The sequence below is a fragment of the Candidatus Binataceae bacterium genome (genome assembly GCA_036495685.1).
In the GTDB taxonomy this organism is placed as follows: Bacteria; Desulfobacterota; Binatia; order Binatales; family Binataceae; genus JAFAHS01.
This window is the reverse complement of sequence record DASXMJ010000191.1, coordinates 114,098-132,804: the sequence shown is the minus strand read 5'-3', so window position 1 is coordinate 132,804 and position 18,707 is coordinate 114,098. Positions and strand designations below refer to the sequence as shown.

Sequence of the window (18,707 nt, the reverse complement as noted above, 5' to 3'; positions counted from 1 at the left end):
GAGAAAGTCAAAGTGCCGTCGCTTGCGAAGGGCGTAAGAACTTTTCTCAGTCCTTCATCGAATTGCGCCGATGCTTTCTCGCCAAGATGGTCCTCAGACCACGTCGACCGAGAGTGCTCACACCTTAAGAAATCCGTGATGTTCTGCGCCACTAAGACTGGATTGCTAATCACCGTGCCCACGCATTCAAAGGTTGGATGGTCGAGTATCGGTTGCCGCAGCCGCTGACTCGCAGTGGCCCACCATTTAGGCCGCTCCCCTTCGATGCTCTCCAGGAAGTCCAGCATGAATCGCGTCGCCTCCCCTTCCCACGGCGGGTCGATCGGCGCATCACCATCGAGCACGGCCAGAAAAGCTCCGTCTGCCAGACTTTCCTTAAATCGAGGCAGCACGCGATCCAGTTCCATCCAGTGGATGCTCGCCGCAGCGACTATCAGTCCATAAGGAGGACTAAGCTCCGCCTCTTCGATTCGCGCTGATACCCACCGGATCTTTGGGTCGTCGCCTGCGGGCAAAGAACGGGCGAGTCGCAACATCCCTTCAGAAGGGTCAACCGCGTCCGCGCGATCGATCTGGTCGACCAACCCACGCACGATTTTTCCCGGACCACATCCGGCATCAAGCAAGTTTCGCGGTCGTGCGGGCAGCAGTACTGACAGGGTGTCGTAGACTTCGCTTGAGTAGTCGGGTCTGAACCGATAGTTCGCGGCCATTCGATGCGAAGCAAACCGCGCCCCATAAGACCGCCTGTCTGCCATGCGGGAGGCCTATTCAGCCTGGCTTGGCCTGGAACATCCGCCAGAACTTTACGCCTAGGGGATACATTTCGCCGATAACCTGGTAGCCATGCGCCGAATAGTACGGCACATTCGCTTCAGTCGCGGTTTCGAGGTAGACGCCCGCCAGGTCGGTTCGCTGCATGGCGAGTTCGCGCAGGGCATCGAGTAGGGCGATTCCGTAATGCTTGCCCTGGTGCTCCGGATCGACGCCCAGGAAGTTAAGGTAGATGTGTCGCTGCGGCGGATGGTTGCGCGCCAGGGTGTCGGTCAACTGCAGGGCCCGCATCGTACCGCCCCAACCGACTGCGCGAATCATCCGCGGCATGAATGGCAGCCCGAAACCGAGCAGCGTCAGAATCGACGCCGCACCACCCCCCGCTATGACTGCGGCGCCTGCCACCTTGCCGTCGTCGAGCACGCCCAACACCGGCTCGCCTTCGCGACGCTGAACCGACAGGGCTGCGCGAAACACCTCCGTGAGCCGGCGCACACGTGCACCCGGCTCGGAAACTACGCTCTCCGGTAAAATCGCCATCAGTGCCGGATCTCGAACAAACGCGCGCCCCAGGGCGATTGCGGCTTCCTCAAACTGGTTAGGAAAGAGAACCGAGACTCGCGGAAGCATAGCTCCAGAACCCTTACTGAAAATACCTCACGGCGCAACGCACAGGGCGGGCTGCCGCACGCGCGCGACCGCGTCGCGCCATCCCGCGAGCAGTGCCTCGCGCGTAGCGCTGTTCATCTTGGGGTGGAAGACCTTTGCGCCCCGATGAAAAACCTCCAGCTCGCCCTGATGTCCCCACACCCCCGTCGCGAGGCCGGCAAGCATCGCGGAGCCAAGCGCCGTCGTCTCCGCCATCTTCGGCCGGCGCACCGGCTTGTCGATGATGTCAGCCTGAAACTGCAGTAGATACGGATTCATGCTGGCGCCACCATCTGCCCTCAGTTCGCTCATCGCGCGGGCGGTATCCTGCTCCATTGCCGAAAACACGTCCCCTACCTGGTAAGCGATGCTGTCCAGCGCCGCGCGCACGAGGTCAGCGCGCGTGGTACCACGCGTGATCCCAAGGATCGCGCCGCGCGCCGCCGAATCCCAGTGCGGCGCGCCAAGTCCCACGAAGGCGGGAACCATGTAGACTTGCGTTCGATCCCGGCTGCGGCGCGCCAGGGCGAGGCTGTCCGCAGCTCGTTTCAGGAGCCCGAGGCCATCGCGCAGCCACTGAATAGCCGCGCCTGCTACGAACACAGATCCTTCCAGCGCGAATGCACGCGCACCGTCGGGCCCAAGTGCGGCAGTGGCCAACAAACGATGGCGGGATCGAACACGTTCGTTACCAGTGTTCATCAGTAAAAAGGCGCCCGTGCCATAGGTCGCTTTTGAGTGTCCCGCATGTACCGCGCCCTGCCCATACAACGCCGATTGCTGATCGCCAATTAACGCGGCAATCGGTACCGGTCGGGAACCTATAGTGCCCGCTGCCGTCTCCGCCATCGGCCCGCGCGAACTGACTACCGCCGGGAGCATCTCGCGCGGCGCACCAAGCATGGCCAGCATTTCATCGTCCCACTCCAGTCGCTCCAGGTTCAGCAGCATAGTGCGCGAGGCGTTGGTGTAGTCGGTAACGAAGCTGGCGCCTTTCGAGAGCCGGAATGCAAGCCACGTATCGATGGTTCCGAAACAAAGCTCCCCGCGTTCTGCTCGCGAGCGCCATGCGGGCCGCTCGTCGAGCAACCACTTAAGCTTGGTCCCCGAGAAATACGGATCTATGAGCAGGCCGGTGCGCTCGGTCACTTCATTTTCGCGCTCCTGCAGCGATCGGCAGATAGCCGCACTGCGGCGGCATTGCCAGACGATGGCGCGATGGAGCGGCTTGCCCGAGCGCCGTTCCCAGAGCAAGAAGGTCTCCCGCTGATTGGTGATTCCGATCCCGCGCAGGTCGCTGGCCTTGGCGCGTGCCGCTTTCATCGCGGCCTTCGCCAGACTAATCGCGGAGTGCGCAATCTCTTCGGCGTCGTGCTCAACCCATCCAGGGCGCGGGTAGTACTGGCGAATCTCCCGGTACGCTCGACCTCGGACGCGTCCCCTGGAATCGATCACAAAAACCGTAGTGCCGGTGGTTCCCTGGTCGATCGCAAGCACCAGATCGCTCATACCGTCCTCACTCTTCCATGCTGTTCGCTTCGCGAATCCTAATGTTCGCTTGGGTCCACCACAATCCAGTGAGCTGACGAACCTACGCGCAACGCGCACGACAGTGGCATATTGAAACCGGCTTGCGTCGGCCAATTGAGGGGGCCATGATAGGCGCGCTTGACGGGCAGGCCTCTTTTTGGGAGCCCCAACGATGAGCGACTTAGTTGAAAAAAAAGAGGATCTGATTCGCTATTTTCAATCAGGCTCCAAGCCGCGCTCCGAATGGCGCGTGGGTACCGAGTACGAGAAGATCGCCGTGTCGGCCGAGGACGGCACCGCCCTGCCATTCTCCGGTCCCCGTGGTGTTGAACGGATCCTGAAGCGCCTGGCGGATCGCCACGGTTACGAGCCAGAGACTGAAGAAGGCCGCGTGCTTGCTCTCCGGGGTGAAGGCTCCTCGATCACTATCGAACCCGGTGGTCAGATCGAATTGTCTGGAGAACAGTGCGACACGATTCATTGTGCGCAGCGCGAGTTCAGTCTCCACGTCGAGCAATTGATGAATGTGTGCCGCGAATCCGGTGCGACCATTCTCGGGTTGGGCATGCAGCCGGTCAGCCGAATCGACGAGATCGAGCTGCTGCCCAAGACGCGCTACCGCATCATGTATCCCTACATGGCCCGCAAGAGCCGCCTCGGCCAGCGGATGATGAAGCAAACCGCTGGAGTGCAGGCTAACCTGGATTACGGGGACGAGGCCGACGCCATGCGCAAGTTGCGTGTCAGTATGGGCCTGGTACCTCTGATCTACGCGGTCTTCGCAAACTCTCCGCTCTCGGACGGCGGTCTAAATGGCTACCTGAGTTTTCGCGGGCACATCTGGAGCGAGACCGACCCCGATCGCAGCGGGGTACTGGAATTTGCTCTGCGCGAAGACACCTCCTTTGAGGACTATGTCGAGTACGCCCTCGACGTGCCGATGTATTTTCTTATCCGCGAGCATCGTTACATCGATCTGACCCAACCGCCCGGCATCACCTTTCGCCAGTATATGTCGCGCGGATGGGGCAAGGAGCGTGCGACGCTCGAAGACTGGGGCAATCACCTCACCACCATTTTCACCGAGGTGCGCGTGAAGAAGTATATCGAGGTCCGGACCGCCGACAGCCAGCCGCCCTCCCTGATGCTTGCCCTCCCGGCCCTGCTCAAGGGAGTCCTATACAATGATGACTGTATTCAGGGCGCGTGGGATCTCGTAAAGCGCTGGACCTTCGCCGAGAGGCTGTCTATCACCGACGCGGCTCAGCGAGCTGGCCTGGCCGCGCGTGCGGGGAAGATCACCCTGCGGGAATTAGGCAGTGAATTGCTAGCCATCGCGGTCAGCGGACTCGAGCGCGCCCGCCAATTGAATAAACGCGGCGACGATGAGAGCATCTATCTGCTAAGGCTCCTCGATTTGGTCCGCCAGGGCAGCACTTGCGGCAGCCTTGTGATCGATCGATGGAAAGGGCCCTGGAACTACGACGTGAAACGGCTGGTGCAGGGAAGCTCGTACGACTCGGAAGCGATGTTGTGATGCCGTTTCGACTGACGCAAAGACACATTGTCGCCTTTAACTTCCTGCTGATTGCGGCAGTCGCCTACTTTGCGGCGCGCTCGGTCAACGAGATAATCCTGCAGAGTCTGCAAGGCGCCCCTGCCCTTCCCGCCGCGGTCGTGACCGGCAGCGGCGGCATGACTCATTCGCGCGATTACTATGACCGGATCGCGAAGCGGGATGTGTTCAACCTGGTCCCGCAGGAGACCGCCGCGCCCGTCATTACCTCGGTCGATCTTCACATCAAGCTGCTCGGTACCTCACTGGCTACGCGCGAGCGTCCGTTCGCGATCATCGAAGACCAGAACGGCGACCAGTCGCTATATACCGTCGGCGACGAAATTCCCAACGCGGGCAAATTGCTTTCCGTGCAGAAGAGCCGGATTATCGTGTTGAGCGGCGGTCAGCAGGTCGCCCTGGACATTCCCAACGAGAGCATGCCGTCGGGCGTGGAGACCGTGCGAAGTGCGGCTTCACAAACCGGCGTGCGTAAGCCATTCATTCATATCAATCCGAGGTTCCCGCTGCCCACCGCAAACTTCGGGAAGAAATCCGCAAACGACAGCGACGACGTCCCCGATGTGAACGTCGAAGACGAGGGGGAAAATCGCTACGGCCTAAAGCGCGACGAACTCAAGGACGCGCTGTCGCACTCGGCGGAGCTTTTCACCCAAATCCACGCCATCCCCAACATTCAGAACGGCAAGGGCAGCGGCTTTACCCTTCAGGAAATCGAACCCGGCTCGGTGTTCGAGGACCTCGGCCTCGAGGACGGCGACCAGCTGACTGCGATCGACGGCCGACAGCTGGAAAATCCTGCCGAAGCGGTGGGGCTCCTGTCAACCATCCAGTCCCGCTCAGCGGTAGACATAACCGTGATGCGCGACGGGCACCCGGTCCAGTTGCACTACGACATCCACTGAGTGATGGAACTTCGGGCGGCACGCCACAGCGAGCGCGACGAAGTGCTCGACCTTCTGGGGCTGTGGTACAACGACCGCGAATTCTTCGCGCGCTACAACAAGAACGATCCGAAATTCAGGGATGAGTTGTGCTTGATCGCCCGGGACGGCCACGCGTTGGTCGCCGCCGTTCAGATCTTCGACCGTGCGGTGCGGCTGGATGGTCGGGCGACGCCGATGGGTGGAATCGGGTCGGTATTCACGCGTGCGGATTATCGCCACCAGGGGGTCGCATCTGCTTTGATGCGCATGGCGGTCGACACCCTGGAGCGCGAGCAATTCGAAGTCTCGCTGCTGTTCGCCGAACGCCTGACCTTCTACAACCAGTTCGGCTGGGGTGAGGTAGGCCGCAAATTCAGCGTGCTCGCGAACGCGGCCGCACTACGCTCTCCCGGCGCATGTGAGATCATCGACGTCTTCGACCCCGCGCGCGACCTCGACGCTATCGCTTCGATTCATCGTGACTACTCGGGCCGTTTCAACATCAGCGCCGTGCGCGATGCGGCCGACTGGCAGGGCAACCTTACCTTCGCGGGGAACCAACCGGGCGATGGGTGCACGGAGTATTTCATCATCGCACGCAGTAGGACGCGCCCCACTGCCTATGTGCGGGTAACGCGATTCTATGGGGTTACGATGGTGATGGAGTACGGGTATAGCGATAGCATGGAAGACGATCTCGTGACGCTCTTTCAGCACCTAGGCGAAGTTGCCGCCGGAGCGCGATGCTTGCATCGCTTGCAGGGGGACCATCGGAGGGCGGCCTTCCTTACCGAGGGGACGGCTGCGAGCGCTCCCGCCGGCGTGCTGCTTGTCACCCATACCGCTCACGACAAGTCGTTCGAAAGCCGCCTGACAGCCGCAGGAGGGACGGTCACCTATCACCAAGACAATAACTACATGTGGCGCATTGTTTCGGCCGAAAAACTGGGCCGACGGCTCGGGTTGTCGCCGGACCGTGCCGCCGCTCGCGCGTTTGAGCTATTTGCGAGCGACAATTCGTTGTTCTGGAGTGCAGATCGCTTCTAACCCCTCTTGCTCAGCACCCTCTTTAGGCGGATTTTGTTTGAAGAGGATCCGTGCTGGGAGGTGGAGGTATGAGGCGGTTCTCGTCGTCCAATCAAGTTGATAATCGTTTAAGTCTTGCGGGTGGCGTTTTGCTGCTGACGGTCGCGGTGCTTTCGCTGACGGTGGGCGTCCCGTCTCAGGCGCTGGCGGCGCGACATCATCGGCATGCGGCCGCCGCAAAAGCCGTTGCGCCCCAAGCTTCGGACGAGGCCTACGTCGAAGCGGCGGTGATGGAACCAAGCAGCGTCACCTTCATTTTCGAAAAGAACGACCATCAGCCATGGCCGACCGCGTCGCTCGCCAAGATGATGTTGATGATGGTGGTTGCGCAAAAGCTCCACGACGGCAGCCTAAAGTTGACCGATCAGATCACTACTTCGCGCGAGGCCGCCAAGATGGGCGGCTCGCAAGTGTACTTGAAAGAAGGCGAGGTCTTCTCGCTTGATGACATGATGAAGGCAGTCGTCGTGCACTCCGCCAACGACGCTTCCTTGGCAATAGCCGAGTATGTAGCCGGGTCGGGGCCTGCATTTGTGCAGTTGATGAATCGGCAGGCGGGGGCGCTTGGGATGAAGGATACCCATTACTATTCGGTTCACGGGCTGCCTCCGGGTCCCGGCGAGCAGGCCGATGTCGCCAGTGCGTATGATCAGGCGCTGCTCGCTCGTGAGCTGCTCAAGTATCCTGAGGTTGTCAGATGGTCATCGATTGATACGGCTCCATTCCGCGGCGGCGCCTTCGAGCTCCGCAACACCAATCACCTGGTCCGCACTTACCCCGGCTGTGACGGCTTGAAGACCGGCTTCTACGACAAAGCGGGTTTCAATGTGGCCGCGACCGCTAAGCGCGGAAACCTAAGAATGATCGCGGTCGTGCTCGGAACGCCGCACAAACTTACGAATTTCAAAGTCGCTGCTGAACTGATGTCCGCGGGCTTCACCGACTACGAGATGGCCAGCATCGTAAAGAAAGGTACGCCCGCATCTCAGACCGTAGCGATTGCTGACGGTGCCGTACCGCGTGTGGCGCCGGTGTTTGCGACGGATGCGGCCATCTTTTCCAGGCGTGGGGAGTCCAAGAAAAACGTCAGCATTACCTACAATTTGCCGGCTTCGATAAACGCGCCGGTTAAGGCCGGCCAGCAGATCGGCACCGCCCAGGTCGTTGCGGACGGCAAGCCGGTCGACAGCGTCACGCTGATAGCGCCTGCCGACGTGGCGAAAAGGGGCGGCGGACTCCTGGGAAGAATGCTGGGCAAGCTCTAGCAGAACGTTGTGAAATGGCGCGCGTTTTGGACTGCGCGCGCAAAATCATCAACCAAGCTTGTCACTCCATTAGGCTGTTGGGTTTGAGCGGTCCGGGAGAAGAGCCGCTGCCTGCGTGCTCGAACGCGATCTTAGCGCTGAGACCAGTTGGCAGGGGTTGCCCAAACCCTGCAGCAAAGCTCCTGCGTTTGCATGGTGAGTGCGCGCGGGTAGATATATCGCGAACATGCTGACCCGCAGAAACCTGATCATCGCGATTGTTGCTGCCTTGTTACTTTGGATTGGAGGCAACCTAGCGCTGCATTTTGGGCAAATTCACCACAACCGTCTTCCGCTCGATCTCACGGCTCAATTTCCACCCGATAAGCCGACGGTGCCTGGAGAAATATTCGCCACTACCCTCGCGGCGATAATTGACCACGAGCTCCATACCGGCTTCGGATGGCGTCCCAACGATCTGTACCTGTGGGGTCCCAAAGTGATGGCCGACAACAACTCCGATCGCCAGTTAGGAATCATCATGGCGATGCGCGAGACGATGCGAGTTTTCAAGGATCACCTCACCAAGGTCTCTTCCAACCAGTATGACCAGAACCTGGTTACCGCCGACACCGACTTTCGCAACGACGCCGAGAAATGGATACTCCCGTCACCCGAGGGCAAATACGCAGACGGTGCCGCGCGCCTGCGCGCCTACGTCGCCGGGCTGCACACCACGCCCCCAACCTCCCGCGAGCTCAACCTGCGCGCGGTCGAGCTCATCCGCCTCTTTCAGGTCTGGACCGACCTGCTGGGCGACGCGCACGCAAACCTGTATCGCACTACCCAGGACGACGGCAGTCCGGTACGCTCCTGGGATTGCGATCACTATTTCTATCATGCCCAGGGCTACGCGCACGTGATGTACTATTCCATGATGGCGCTGGAGCGCGAGTATCAGGGCACCCTGAAAGACGACCCGATCCTCACCAAACTCTTCGACGACAGCATCGATGCGCTTCACAAAGCCGCGATGATGAAACCGTTGATCGTGCTCGATGGATCACCGGATGGCATATTCGCCAACCACCGCCGCAACCTCGATGCCTACGTCACAGAGGCGCGCCAGAAGATGTATTCCATTCGCGAAGAGCTGCAACGCTCACCGCTGTAATCAGCCGCGCAGGAACGGACTAAGCAGGAGTATCCCGCCCCGCGTCAGCAGCTGGAGGAGCGCCGGTGCCCAGTCGGAAGGCAGGCCCAGCGCTTCTGGCGCCGCGTCCCATCGCGCTGGAACACGCGCCGGTGAAAGCAGATTGCGGATTGAGAACAGCGGCTCACGCGCGGAATACACAACCAGCTGATGCGCGTGCCCCGGCGGAATTCCTGCCTTTTCGCGTGCCAGTTCCACCGCTCTGCTGAAGCCGCCGAGTTCGTCGACCAATCCACGCTCTCTGGCCGCAATCCCGCTCCACACTCGCCCGCGGGCCACCTCCTCGGTCTGCTCGGCGCTGAGTTTTCGGCCTTGCGACACCTTGGCAGTAAAGTTTCGGTACACTTCTCCCAGCGCACTGTTGAGCTGTTCAAGTTCCGCTTCGCTCATTGCGCGCGACAGCGACAGCGCATCACCGCTCTGCGCAGTTTTTGCGTAGTCGAATCGTACCCCGAGGTTGGACAACATTCGCGACAGGTCAAGCTTCATGTAGACCACGCCGATGGAGCCGGTAATGGTGGCAGGTTCGGCCACGATTGAGTCGGCGCCCATCGCCACGTAGTAACCACCCGAGCCCGCCACCTCGCCCATCGATACGATAACCGGCTTGCCGCGTTCCTGCGCTTCGCGCACAGCCCGCCACACCAGGTCGGAGCCGACCGCGGATCCTCCAGGCGAGTTGATGCGAAACACAATGGCTCGATTCTGTTCGTCCCGCGCGGCGCGATTGATCTCATCAGCGGTCGTTTCACCCGAAATAAATTCGCTGCGCGGTGGTGGTTCGCCGGCGATTACCGGACCGTTACCCAGAACTACAGCGATCCGTGGGCGAACCCCCCGTTCATGTAGATAGCTGACCCGCCGCAGATACCGGCCGAAGCCGATTTCCTGTTTACCTTTACCGCTAAGGTCCAGTTCCTTGCGCACATCCTGGAGATAGCCCTCGCGGTCGACCAGTCCTCCCTCACGTGCCGCACGGGCGCTCAAAAAGCCGGCTGACAACAGCTCGCGAGCGCGCTCTGGCTCCAGGCGCCGCGCTTCCTTGAGAGCATCGACCAGCACCTTCTGGCGGTCCTGAATGATCGCTTCCAAACTTTCGCGCAGCTCGGGGGACATGTGGTCGCGCGTTAGCATTTCCGCGGCGCCCTTGTATTGCTTCCACTGCAGCGTCTGAACCCTGACGCCGACATGTTCGAGCGCCTCACGCAGGAATGGACTCGCGATGGTGACGCCCAGCAGCACCAGCATCGCGTCTGGATTGATCACGATCTCCGAGGCCCCGGAGGCGATTAGGTATTCCATGAGACTGGGCGAATCGCCGGTCATCACCGCGGTGACCCGCTTGCCCGCTGCGACCGTCGCGAGGAGCAGGCGCTGCAGTTCATGTGCGGTCGCAAGACCCGCCTCGACCGCTGCAAGTTGCACCACGACGGCGCGCACCCGATTGTCCGACACTACCGCCTCGAGGCCGTATCGCAGCTGGCGCAGACCTATGGTGTGACGATGGAAAAGCTGATCGAAAGGCGAACGCCGGATGTCTTCCGGGATCGAACCAGCTAGCCGCAACATCAAGACCGAGTCGCGCGGGATAAGCGCCGGCCTGACCACGAAAGTCCAGAAACCTCCTGCAACCGCAACTGCCGCCAGAAGAAGAATCGCACCGAGCGTCGGCTCATGGTGACGAAACATCACCTCCCCGACCACGCCAAGCACCACGATTAGTCCTGCGACCCGCGCCTCGCGGCTTATCCACAGCGCTTTCCAGCTGAACATGCCGTACACCATAGCACGGTCGCCTTTTCGGACCGCGCCATCTAGACTAGATGCTTTTGATGGTCAGGCCTTCCCTCATCGGCATCTCGCTCGCGGCCGCAATTGCTCTCGCTGCTTGCTCCTCTGCGAAACCTCCGGCGCCATCGCCCCCCGTGTCCATCGCTGCCACTTCAGCTCTCGCGATCACCAACGGGGTTCACGTGCTCGCTAGCCTGCCGATGCCTCTGGGGTTTGAGCCAATCGAGGGGCGGCCGCCGCAATGGCTGCAAAACGGTACCGAGATCGCGGTTACCGGGACCATCGCCGGTCACGTGACGGTAATCGGCCTCAGCGGCCAGGGCTGGCGCAACCAGCGAATCCTCGCTGCAGAAATCGGACCAGATGCCGCCGAGCAAGGGACTATTGTCGACGCCGCCGCGAGTCCTGATGGAATGACCTTCGCCACCGCGGTGGCAGTCCCCGGAGAGAGGCGCCTCGACATCGTGCTCCGCGATCTCATCGCTTCGGGTCCCGGCCATGCCATCACCTACTTCGACGGGGTTTACGACCTGGTCAGCATGCACTGGCTTAGCAACAGCACGCTCGCAATCGCACTTCGTCCGCAACCTGAACCCTCTCCAACCCCATTTACCGCCTCGCCCGATGCCGGCGAACCGGTGACGCCACCGCCAAAGCCTTCGGCAGGTCTGCAACTGCTGGTAGTCACCGGTGCCGGTTCGGTCGCGCCGCTCACGCTGCCGTGCGCGATTTCAGCGCTCCAGTGGAGCCCGAGCGGCGTCTACGCGGTCGGAATGGGCGATTCGACCGCTCCTCCGACCCTGGTCGATCGCCGCAGATCGACCTGTGTTCCCCTGTCGGCAAAACCTCCGGTGAACGTGCTGGGCTGGGAGCCGGAAGGGGAGAATGCGTTTCTCTTTGTCCAAACAGTCAACGGCAAAAGCCGCGGCGTATTCGAGCACGACATCTCTTCCGGGAAAGACCGGCTCATCGCGGTCTCGAGCGGGGCCGCGTCGTACGTGGGAAATGGTCCGATTCTGGCCTTTGGAAATCAGAAACTGACCTGGAAGATTATTGCGGAACACCCGTTGGGACCGGTGATCGCAGAGCTGGCGGTCTTTGACCCGGATAAACCCGAAATCGATGTGCGACAGCTGGGGTTCCGGACAGTACCTCCGATGATTGCCGAGAGCGTGATGTTGCACACGGGTCCGACCGATCGGGTTCTCCTGCAAACCTTCGAACCCGCGCTTCCAGTTGCGATGCGCAAGCTGATCGTCTATGCCGAACGCACCGACAGCGCATTTCAGGTCGCGTACGGTCCGGCCCAAGGCATGGTGCAGGCAAGCTGGTCTCCGCGCGGCCATTGGATCGCGCTCCTCGACGGCGACGCGCGGGGCAGCAGGCTCACGATCATTTCCCCGCCCGGCTGAGAAATCGAATATCCACGATCGTCGCGGGGCTGCGGGACGGTCGTCGGCGCGAATCGTCGTCCACCCCCGGTCGCGCGTACCCCAGGTTCGGGCCCTGATTAGCCCGTCAGCTCGTCGCCCTGCCCTGCCAGTAGCTGGCCGCAGTGGCAAAAGCGCTCGCCGCCCGCTCAAAACTGTCGAATACTACCAGGCCGCGTTGACGCGCCAATTCCTTGGCACGCGCCACAATCCCCTCGACGTGCGCCGGATGCAAAATTATTGCAAACGCTTTTTGTGAAGAGCTGCCAAACTCGCGCAGTTTGTCCAGCAAGGTCAAAAGTTCGTCTTCATGCGTGGCCCAGCGCTGCGCCCGGAAACCGGTCCCGATCTCGAGCACAATCGAGTCGATAACCGGATCGCGGTCGAGGATGGCCAGAATCCGATCGAGGCCTCCGGGATGAATCCCGGACCCGATTGTTCCACCTGCGTCGAGCGGATTTCGGTAGCTCCCGCCGATTACGTTGAAGAAGGTTTTGAGCTCATCGTAAGACGCATCCGACAAGGCGGGAATTTCCAGGCCTGCACCCGCAAACGTGTCAGTGATCACCACCGATTGTCCACCGGTCATCGCGACCAGGCCCATCCCGCGCCCTTTCATTGCTCGTCCGCGCGCGAGCAGCTCGACCGCGTCGAGCATCGCGTCGAGACCGGCCGCCTCCACTGCGCCGGCCTGCCGTACCATCGAGCGCCACACCGCCGCGGCAGTGGCGAGCGATCCGGTGTGCGAAAAAGTGGCACGCGCGCCCGCCTCGGTCATTCCGCCCTTCCATATAACTACTGGGTGCTTCGCCGCCGCGTGCTTAAGGCTCTCAAAGAACCGCCGTCCGTCGCGGACGCCCTCCACGTACATCCCGATCACCCGGGTGGCGGGATCTTCGGCCATCAAGTCGAGATAGTCGGCGGCCTCCAAGATCAGCACGTTACCGATGGAGGCTGCCTTATTGACCCTGATCCCGCGCGCCTCCGCCTGAATGCAGAAATTTATCGTGTGGGTACCGCTTTGCGAGATGAAACAGACGTCTCCGCCGTCGCTGACCTTTTCATCGGGAAAATTCTTGAGCCCCACCGCCGAGCTGTAGAGCCCCATGCAGTTGGGGCCGACAAGCGCGATCGGGGAATTGAGCGCAACCTCCCTCAGATCAGCCTCCAGTCGCTGGCCCAGCTCTTCACCGGTTTCCGAGAACCCCGAGGTGAAGAATCCAATCGAACCGACATGATTTGCGACACAATCGCGCAGGATACGTCCCGCCACCTGCCGCGGCACCGCGCTCACCGCATAGTCGATGGGGTCCTTGATTTCCGCGAGGGTCTTGTAATTGGTAATTCCCATTGCCTCGATGCCGGCAATCTCATTGGGATCGATTTGCACGGAATACAACTTGGTCTTGAGCTGCGACATCGAACGCAGCCACATGAAGCCGCCCATCCGCTTGTCACCGATCACGACTACCGAACGGGGATTGAACGCGCGCCTGAGGTTCTCCAGGCGGGCGGCGCGATGTGGATCGGCGGGCGGCTTGTGGTGCGGCGCTCCGACCAGTACGCGCGCATCGAGAACCGCAACGCCGCGCGGGTACGCAGAGATGGGATTGAGATCCATCTCCTGAACTTCCGGATGCGCGACCGCAAAATCCGACAGCCGCACCAGAAGCTCGGCGATCGCGTCCACGTCCGCTGCCGGCCGGCCGCGAACCCCCCTTAGCAGTGCCGCACCGCGTAGCTCCGCGAGCATCGCACGCGCGTCGGCTGCGCTCAGCGGGGCCAGCCGCAAGGTGGTGTCTTTCAACACCTCCACATGAACCCCGCCCAGTCCCACCATCACCATCAGTCCGAACCGGTCGTCACGGGTCACTCCCGCGATCAGCTCGACGCCACCTGGCGCCGCCATCGGCTGCACCGCGACTCCTTCGAACCTTGCCTGCGGCGCCCTTGCCGCAAGGTTGTCACGAATCAGCGCGAAAGCGTCGCGCACACTCTGGGGCGAAGCGAGGCCGAGCTGGACGCCACCAACGTCGCTCTTGTGGCTGATGCTCGGCGACAAGACTTTCAGTGCGACAGGAAATTCCATCCGCGCCGCTGCGGTCGCTGCCGCGTCTGCGGTCCTGGCAACCTCCGGAATTGCCACCTCAATGCCGATGGCCTGCAGGATTTGCTTGGACTCGATTTCAGAGAGCGCCGCGCGACCGTCTTTCCCGGCTGCTGCGATGATTTGTTCGGGTATTGAGTTGCTCACGAATGGCGTATAGCAAAGCCAGGCCTTGATTTGAAACGACACCGTGGACCACTAGCCGAGCGGCCGTGAGCTTCGTTGAACCTTCGGCCGCTCCAAGCGACGGTGTCGTCACGAAACCGGCCGAGCGGCCTTTGCGAGCGTCCCGCCTTGAGCACCGGGATCAGTTTTTTTCTTCTGCAGCTGGGAGCCTCTTCGGCTCATCTTCGGCGCCGACCTAGATCCGGCCGCTAGCCGGATACGGATAGGGCCTCGACCAGACTGAAACGCCGCTCGTAAAGCGCACGACCCACCACGACGCCGATAATTCCCTGATTAAAGGAACTGGCCAGGATTGCGAGGTCGGCGAGACTCGCTATCCCGCCGGAAGCGATGATCGGAATGCCGCTGCCGCGTGCCAGTCCGATCATCGCAGCTGCGTCGACCCCCTCTTCGGTTCCATCGCGCGATATATCGGTTACTGTCACAGCCACCACGCCCGCTGCCTTAAAGCGAGCCAGCGCATCCGCAGCGGAAAGCTGGCTGCTCTCCACCCATCCCTTGATCGCCAGCCTGCCGCCGCGGATGTCTAGCGAGCCGATCACACGCCCCGGAAACTCGCGGCAGGCGTCGGTGAGCAGCTCCGGCCTGAGAATCGCCGCGGAGCCTATCGAGATATAGTTGGCGCCGCTTGCAAAAGCTGCCCGCACTGACCCTATGGTCCTCAGCCCGCCACTCACATCGAGCGCGCACTTCACCGCCTCGCGAATGGTGCGAATCGCTCCCAGATTCCGCGGCTCGCCCGCAATCGCACCATCCAAATCGACGACGTGAATCAGCTGCGCGCCCTCCGCTTCGAACTCTCGGGCCACGGTCGCCGGTTCCCGCCCGTAAACCGTTGTCTGCGCCATATCGCCGCGCAACAGGCGAACAACCTCGCCGCCCTTCAAGTCGATTGCAGGAATGACAGTGAACTTGTTAAACAAAACCGATTGGGGCTAGGACGCTAGCGTCCCCTTGGTGGAAAGCACTCCCGAAACCCGGGGTTCCAGCGAGCTCGCTTGATCCATTGCCCGCGCGAACGATTTGAACACGGTTTCGATAACGTGATGCGGGTTGCGGCCGGCGCGGAGGTGCAGATGCAGGTTGATGCCGGCCTCATCGCTGAATGCCTTCATGAAGTCCTGCACCAGCTCCGTCGGAAAGTTACCAACCCGTTCTTGCGCCACCGGTACTTCGTACGAAAGGTACGAGCGGCCGCTGATATCCACCACCGCCGTGCATAAGGCTTCGTCCAACGGCACTGTCGCCTCACCAAAGCGGCGGATTCCAGAGCGATCGCCCAGCGCCTGCCGAAAGGCGCGACCCAGCACAATGCCCACATCTTCGACCGTATGATGCTCGTCGATGTGCAGGTCGCCGTGGGCTTCGACCTTGAGGTCGAAGAACCCATGGCGTGCGAAGCTTTCGAGCATGTGGTCGAGAAAAGGAACCCCGGTCGCGATCTCGCCGTGGCCGGTGCCGTCGACTTTGAGCGCAACCTTAACCTGCGTCTCGCGCGTCTTGCGTTCCAGTTCCGCCGCCCGCTGTGGTGAGTTCGGTCCGATAACGACGGGCGTGACTCTGCGCCCGCTCGGTTTACGGGCAGATTTTACTTTTGCCGCCATCTGTGTTCACGCCTCGACCCTGCTCGGCGCTCCCAAACGCATCTCCATCGCACGCGCGTGGCCCTCGAACCCCTCCATCCGTGCGAGTTGCGCAGCCATCGGCGCCAGGGTGTCGACCGCCTGCCGCGAAGCCTCGATTATACTGGTTCGTTTAAGGAAATCGTATGCACCCAGCGGCGAGGCAAATCGCGCCGCGCCTCCCGTGGGGAGGACATGGTTGGGGCCGGCAATATAGTCGCCAAGCGGCGCGGAACTTAAAGCACCCAGAAATACCGCTCCGGCCGACTTGACCTGCTTGAGCCAGCGACGCGGGTCGCGGATTTCGAGTTCCAGGTGCTCGGGGCCGATCTGGTTGGCAATCTCGAATGCTTGCGCGAGGTTGCGCACGACCACCAACGCCGCCCGATTTGCCAGCACCCGCCTCACCGCCACTGCCCGCGGCAGCGAGCGCAGCGCCCCAGCGAGCGCCATCGCCACTGCTTGTGCCAGCCGCGCCGAGGTCGTCAGCAGCATGGCGGTTTCATCACCGGACCCATGCTCGGCCTGCGCGATCAGGTCTGCAGCAACCCACGGCGCATTCGCGCTCGAATCTGCGATGACCATGACTTCGCTGGGACCGGCCATTTTGTCGATATCAGCCGCCCCATAGACCATCCGCTTTGCCGCCTGCACGTAAGCGTTGCCCGGCCCGACGATCTTGTCGACCGGTTTGATGCTCGCAGTGCCATAGGCAAGTGCCGCCACGGCGTGCGCGCCGCCGACCCGATAATATTCGGTGACTCCTGCAATCGCCGCCGCTGCCATGACCACTTCGCGCTCGCCTCCGCGGGTAGGTGGCGAAACCATGACGATGTCCTCGACTCCGGCCACGCGTGCGGGAATTGCGTTCATCAAAACCGACGACGGATACGCTGCGCTGCCTCCCGGCACATAGATACCCACCCGCCGAAGAGGCCGAACTATCTGTCCAAGGCGCATGCCGAAGCGGTCGCGGTACGCAAAGGAATCCGCCAGTGTACGTCGGTGGAACTCGGCGATGCGGGCAGCTGCCAACTCCAGCGCGCGGCGATCCTTGGATGGGATCCTCGTGAGGGCCGCCGCCAGCTCCTTGCCCGTGACGCGAAGCCGGCGGCGGCTCATTCGCACACCGTCGAATTCGCGGGTGTATGCTATCAGCGTCGCATCGCCGCGCCGGCGAACCGCGCGGATAATTTTCCCTACTACCGCGTCGACGCGCGCGGCCGCGCCGCTGTCCCGTCGTGCGCTCATCATCGCCATGAATCGCCGGAATTCCGCCGTGCCGGTCTTGAGGATTGGTGGCTTCAAGGGGCGTCCTTTACTCTTTCAACACGAGCACCGAGCTTGCCGAGCTTCGCATCGAGAGCCTCGTAGCCACGATCGAGATGATAGATGCGACTTAGCTCGGTGGTGTTTTCAGCAGCCAGACCCGCGAGAATCAGGCTCATGCTCGCACGCAGATCGGTTGCCATCACGGGTGCGCCACTAAGCTGGGTGGGGCCGCGGACCACTGCGGTGGGACCCTTCATCAGGATGTCGCCGCCCATCCGGATCAGCTCAGGGGCGTGCATGAAGCGGTTTTCGAAGATGGTTTCCGTGATCACTGAGGTCCCGGAGGCCTGGGTAAGCAGGGCCATCATCTGCGCCTGCAGGTCGGTGGGGAATCCCGGGTACGGAAGCGTTCGAACCTCCACCGGCTTGAGTGTCCCGTTGCGCCGTACGCGCACTCCCGAGCTGCCGTTCCCGCTGACCTCCACTCCGGCCTCGCGCAGTTTGACCATGACTGCGTCGAGATGCGCGGCAGGAGCGTTGGCAACTTCGATATCGCCGCCGGTTATCGCCGCTGCGATCATCATGGACCCGGCCTCGATTCGATCCGGAATGGTCTCGTGATCGGCCCCGTGTAGGCGATCGACACCCTCGATTTCGATGACGTGCGTTCCCGCGCCACTTATCTGCGCCCCCATCGCATTGAGCAGGCTCGCGAGATCCTGGACCTCCGGCTCGCGGGCCGCATTTTCGATCTGTGTCCTCCCGCGAGCGCGGGTTGCCGCCATCATGATGTTCTCGGTCGCTCCTACCGAGGGATTGTCCAGCCAGATTCGTGCGCCCTTGAGATGTTCAGCATGTGCCTCAACGTACCCGCCCCGAAGTTGGACGCGCGCTCCGAGGGCACGAATTCCGCTGATATGCAGATTCACCGGTCGGGCTCCGATCGCGCACCCTCCAGGCGTTGAGACGCGGGCGCGGCCCGAGCGCGCGAGCAGCGGGCCCAGCACGAAGAAGGAGGCCCGCATCGTTTTGACCAGCTGGTAGGGGGCTTCGTGTCCGGTCACGCGCGCCGCGTGCAGGGTGAGTTGATGCTCTCCCGCCCATCTGGCCTCGACCCCAACCCCGCTTAAGAGATCGATCGCGGTTCGCACGTCCCAAAGCCGCGGCACGTTGCTGATTCGCACCGGCTCATCGGTCAGCAGCGATGCCATCATGAGCGGGAGCGCGGCATTCTTGCTTCCGCTGAGGACGACCCGCCCCTTAAGCGGCGCGCCGCCACGTATGATCATTTTTTCCATCGCG

The 18,707-nt window shown here is 61.8% G+C and carries 15 protein-coding genes; 6 read left to right on the top strand and 9 right to left on the bottom strand.

Features of this window, described 5'->3' with window-relative positions; genetic code table 11:
• From VGI36_17920 to glpK, 3 genes are all read right to left on the bottom strand, one after another.
• The coding region (locus tag VGI36_17920) for a class I SAM-dependent methyltransferase (protein HEY2487026.1) at positions 1–758 on the bottom strand (758 nt) is incomplete at its 3' end.
• 13 nt (positions 759–771) lie between these two features.
• Positions 772–1,314 carry a GNAT family N-acetyltransferase gene (locus VGI36_17915; GenBank protein ID HEY2487025.1) on the bottom strand — a complete coding sequence of 181 codons (543 nt, stop codon included), beginning with the start codon at positions 1,312–1,314 and terminating at the stop codon, positions 772–774.
• Between the two features lie 117 nt (positions 1,315–1,431).
• A complete protein-coding gene (gene glpK, locus VGI36_17910; protein ID HEY2487024.1) occupies positions 1,432–2,931 on the bottom strand; it encodes a glycerol kinase GlpK in 1,500 nt (499 codons plus the stop codon).
• A gap of 193 nt (positions 2,932–3,124) precedes the next feature.
• On the opposite strand from glpK, the gene VGI36_17905 reads away from it, so the two are divergent.
• The 5 genes from VGI36_17905 to VGI36_17885 all read left to right on the top strand — a co-directional run bounded on the left by VGI36_17905 (position 3,125) and on the right by VGI36_17885 (position 8,958).
• Positions 3,125–4,489 (top strand): glutamate-cysteine ligase family protein, encoded by a 1,365-nt coding sequence (locus VGI36_17905; GenBank protein ID HEY2487023.1) that lies wholly within the window; start codon positions 3,125–3,127, stop codon positions 4,487–4,489.
• The gene (gene gspC, locus VGI36_17900; GenBank protein HEY2487022.1) at positions 4,489–5,433 is read left to right on the top strand and encodes a type II secretion system protein GspC; all 945 of its coding nucleotides are present in this window, start codon (positions 4,489–4,491) and stop codon (positions 5,431–5,433) included. Before VGI36_17905 ends, gspC begins: the two co-directional genes overlap by 1 nt.
• A 3-nt stretch (positions 5,434–5,436) precedes the next feature.
• A complete protein-coding gene (locus tag VGI36_17895) occupies positions 5,437–6,501 on the top strand; it encodes a GNAT family N-acetyltransferase (protein ID HEY2487021.1) in 1,065 nt (354 codons plus the stop codon).
• A gap of 68 nt (positions 6,502–6,569) precedes the next feature.
• Positions 6,570–7,805: a D-alanyl-D-alanine carboxypeptidase family protein gene (locus VGI36_17890; GenBank protein HEY2487020.1), complete on the top strand. Its 1,236-nt coding sequence runs from the start codon at positions 6,570–6,572 to the stop codon at positions 7,803–7,805.
• A 226-nt stretch (positions 7,806–8,031) separates the two neighbouring features.
• On the top strand, positions 8,032–8,958 hold the full coding sequence (locus VGI36_17885; protein HEY2487019.1) for a DUF2333 family protein: 927 nt from the start codon (positions 8,032–8,034) through the stop codon (positions 8,956–8,958).
• Here the strand turns inward: VGI36_17885 and sppA are convergent, their stop codons facing one another.
• Positions 8,959–10,770, bottom strand: a complete 1,812-nt coding sequence (gene sppA / locus VGI36_17880; GenBank protein HEY2487018.1) for a signal peptide peptidase SppA — start codon at positions 10,768–10,770, stop codon at positions 8,959–8,961. It lies immediately after the preceding gene.
• 152 nt (positions 10,771–10,922) lie between these two features.
• Between sppA and VGI36_17875 the strand changes: the two genes are divergently transcribed.
• The gene (locus VGI36_17875; protein HEY2487017.1) at positions 10,923–12,200 is read left to right on the top strand and encodes a hypothetical protein; all 1,278 of its coding nucleotides are present in this window, start codon (positions 10,923–10,925) and stop codon (positions 12,198–12,200) included.
• A gap of 106 nt (positions 12,201–12,306) precedes the next feature.
• Here the strand turns inward: VGI36_17875 and VGI36_17870 are convergent, their stop codons facing one another.
• The 5 genes from VGI36_17870 to murA all read right to left on the bottom strand — a co-directional run bounded on the left by VGI36_17870 (position 12,307) and on the right by murA (position 18,703).
• Positions 12,307–14,514 (bottom strand): acetate--CoA ligase family protein, encoded by a 2,208-nt coding sequence (locus tag VGI36_17870; protein HEY2487016.1) that lies wholly within the window; start codon positions 14,512–14,514, stop codon positions 12,307–12,309.
• A gap of 185 nt (positions 14,515–14,699) precedes the next feature.
• Positions 14,700–15,434 carry a HisA/HisF-related TIM barrel protein gene (locus VGI36_17865; GenBank protein ID HEY2487015.1) on the bottom strand — a complete coding sequence of 245 codons (735 nt, stop codon included), beginning with the start codon at positions 15,432–15,434 and terminating at the stop codon, positions 14,700–14,702.
• A gap of 12 nt (positions 15,435–15,446) precedes the next feature.
• A complete protein-coding gene (hisB, locus tag VGI36_17860) occupies positions 15,447–16,115 on the bottom strand; it encodes an imidazoleglycerol-phosphate dehydratase HisB (protein HEY2487014.1) in 669 nt (222 codons plus the stop codon).
• Between the two features lie 6 nt (positions 16,116–16,121).
• Positions 16,122–17,441 carry a histidinol dehydrogenase gene (hisD, locus tag VGI36_17855; protein ID HEY2487013.1) on the bottom strand — a complete coding sequence of 440 codons (1,320 nt, stop codon included), beginning with the start codon at positions 17,439–17,441 and terminating at the stop codon, positions 16,122–16,124.
• Positions 17,438–18,703, bottom strand: coding sequence for a UDP-N-acetylglucosamine 1-carboxyvinyltransferase (gene murA / locus VGI36_17850; GenBank protein HEY2487012.1), 1,266 nt, complete (start codon positions 18,701–18,703; stop codon positions 17,438–17,440). Before murA ends, hisD begins: the two co-directional genes overlap by 4 nt.
• Positions 18,704–18,707 lie beyond the last annotated feature (4 nt).

Coding starts and splice junctions, on each gene's coding strand:
- VGI36_17915 (HEY2487025.1), bottom strand. CDS start 1,314: ATGGCGATTTTACCGGAGAGCGTAGTTTCCGAGCCGGGTGCACGTGTG.
- glpK (HEY2487024.1), bottom strand. CDS start 2,931: ATGAGCGATCTGGTGCTTGCGATCGACCAGGGAACCACCGGCACTACG.
- VGI36_17905 (HEY2487023.1), top strand. CDS start 3,125: ATGAGCGACTTAGTTGAAAAAAAAGAGGATCTGATTCGCTATTTTCAA.
- gspC (HEY2487022.1), top strand. CDS start 4,489: ATGCCGTTTCGACTGACGCAAAGACACATTGTCGCCTTTAACTTCCTG.
- VGI36_17895 (HEY2487021.1), top strand. CDS start 5,437: ATGGAACTTCGGGCGGCACGCCACAGCGAGCGCGACGAAGTGCTCGAC.
- VGI36_17890 (HEY2487020.1), top strand. CDS start 6,570: ATGAGGCGGTTCTCGTCGTCCAATCAAGTTGATAATCGTTTAAGTCTT.
- VGI36_17885 (HEY2487019.1), top strand. CDS start 8,032: ATGCTGACCCGCAGAAACCTGATCATCGCGATTGTTGCTGCCTTGTTA.
- sppA (HEY2487018.1), bottom strand. CDS start 10,770: ATGTTCAGCTGGAAAGCGCTGTGGATAAGCCGCGAGGCGCGGGTCGCA.
- hisB (HEY2487014.1), bottom strand. CDS start 16,115: ATGGCGGCAAAAGTAAAATCTGCCCGTAAACCGAGCGGGCGCAGAGTC.
- murA (HEY2487012.1), bottom strand. CDS start 18,703: ATGGAAAAAATGATCATACGTGGCGGCGCGCCGCTTAAGGGGCGGGTC.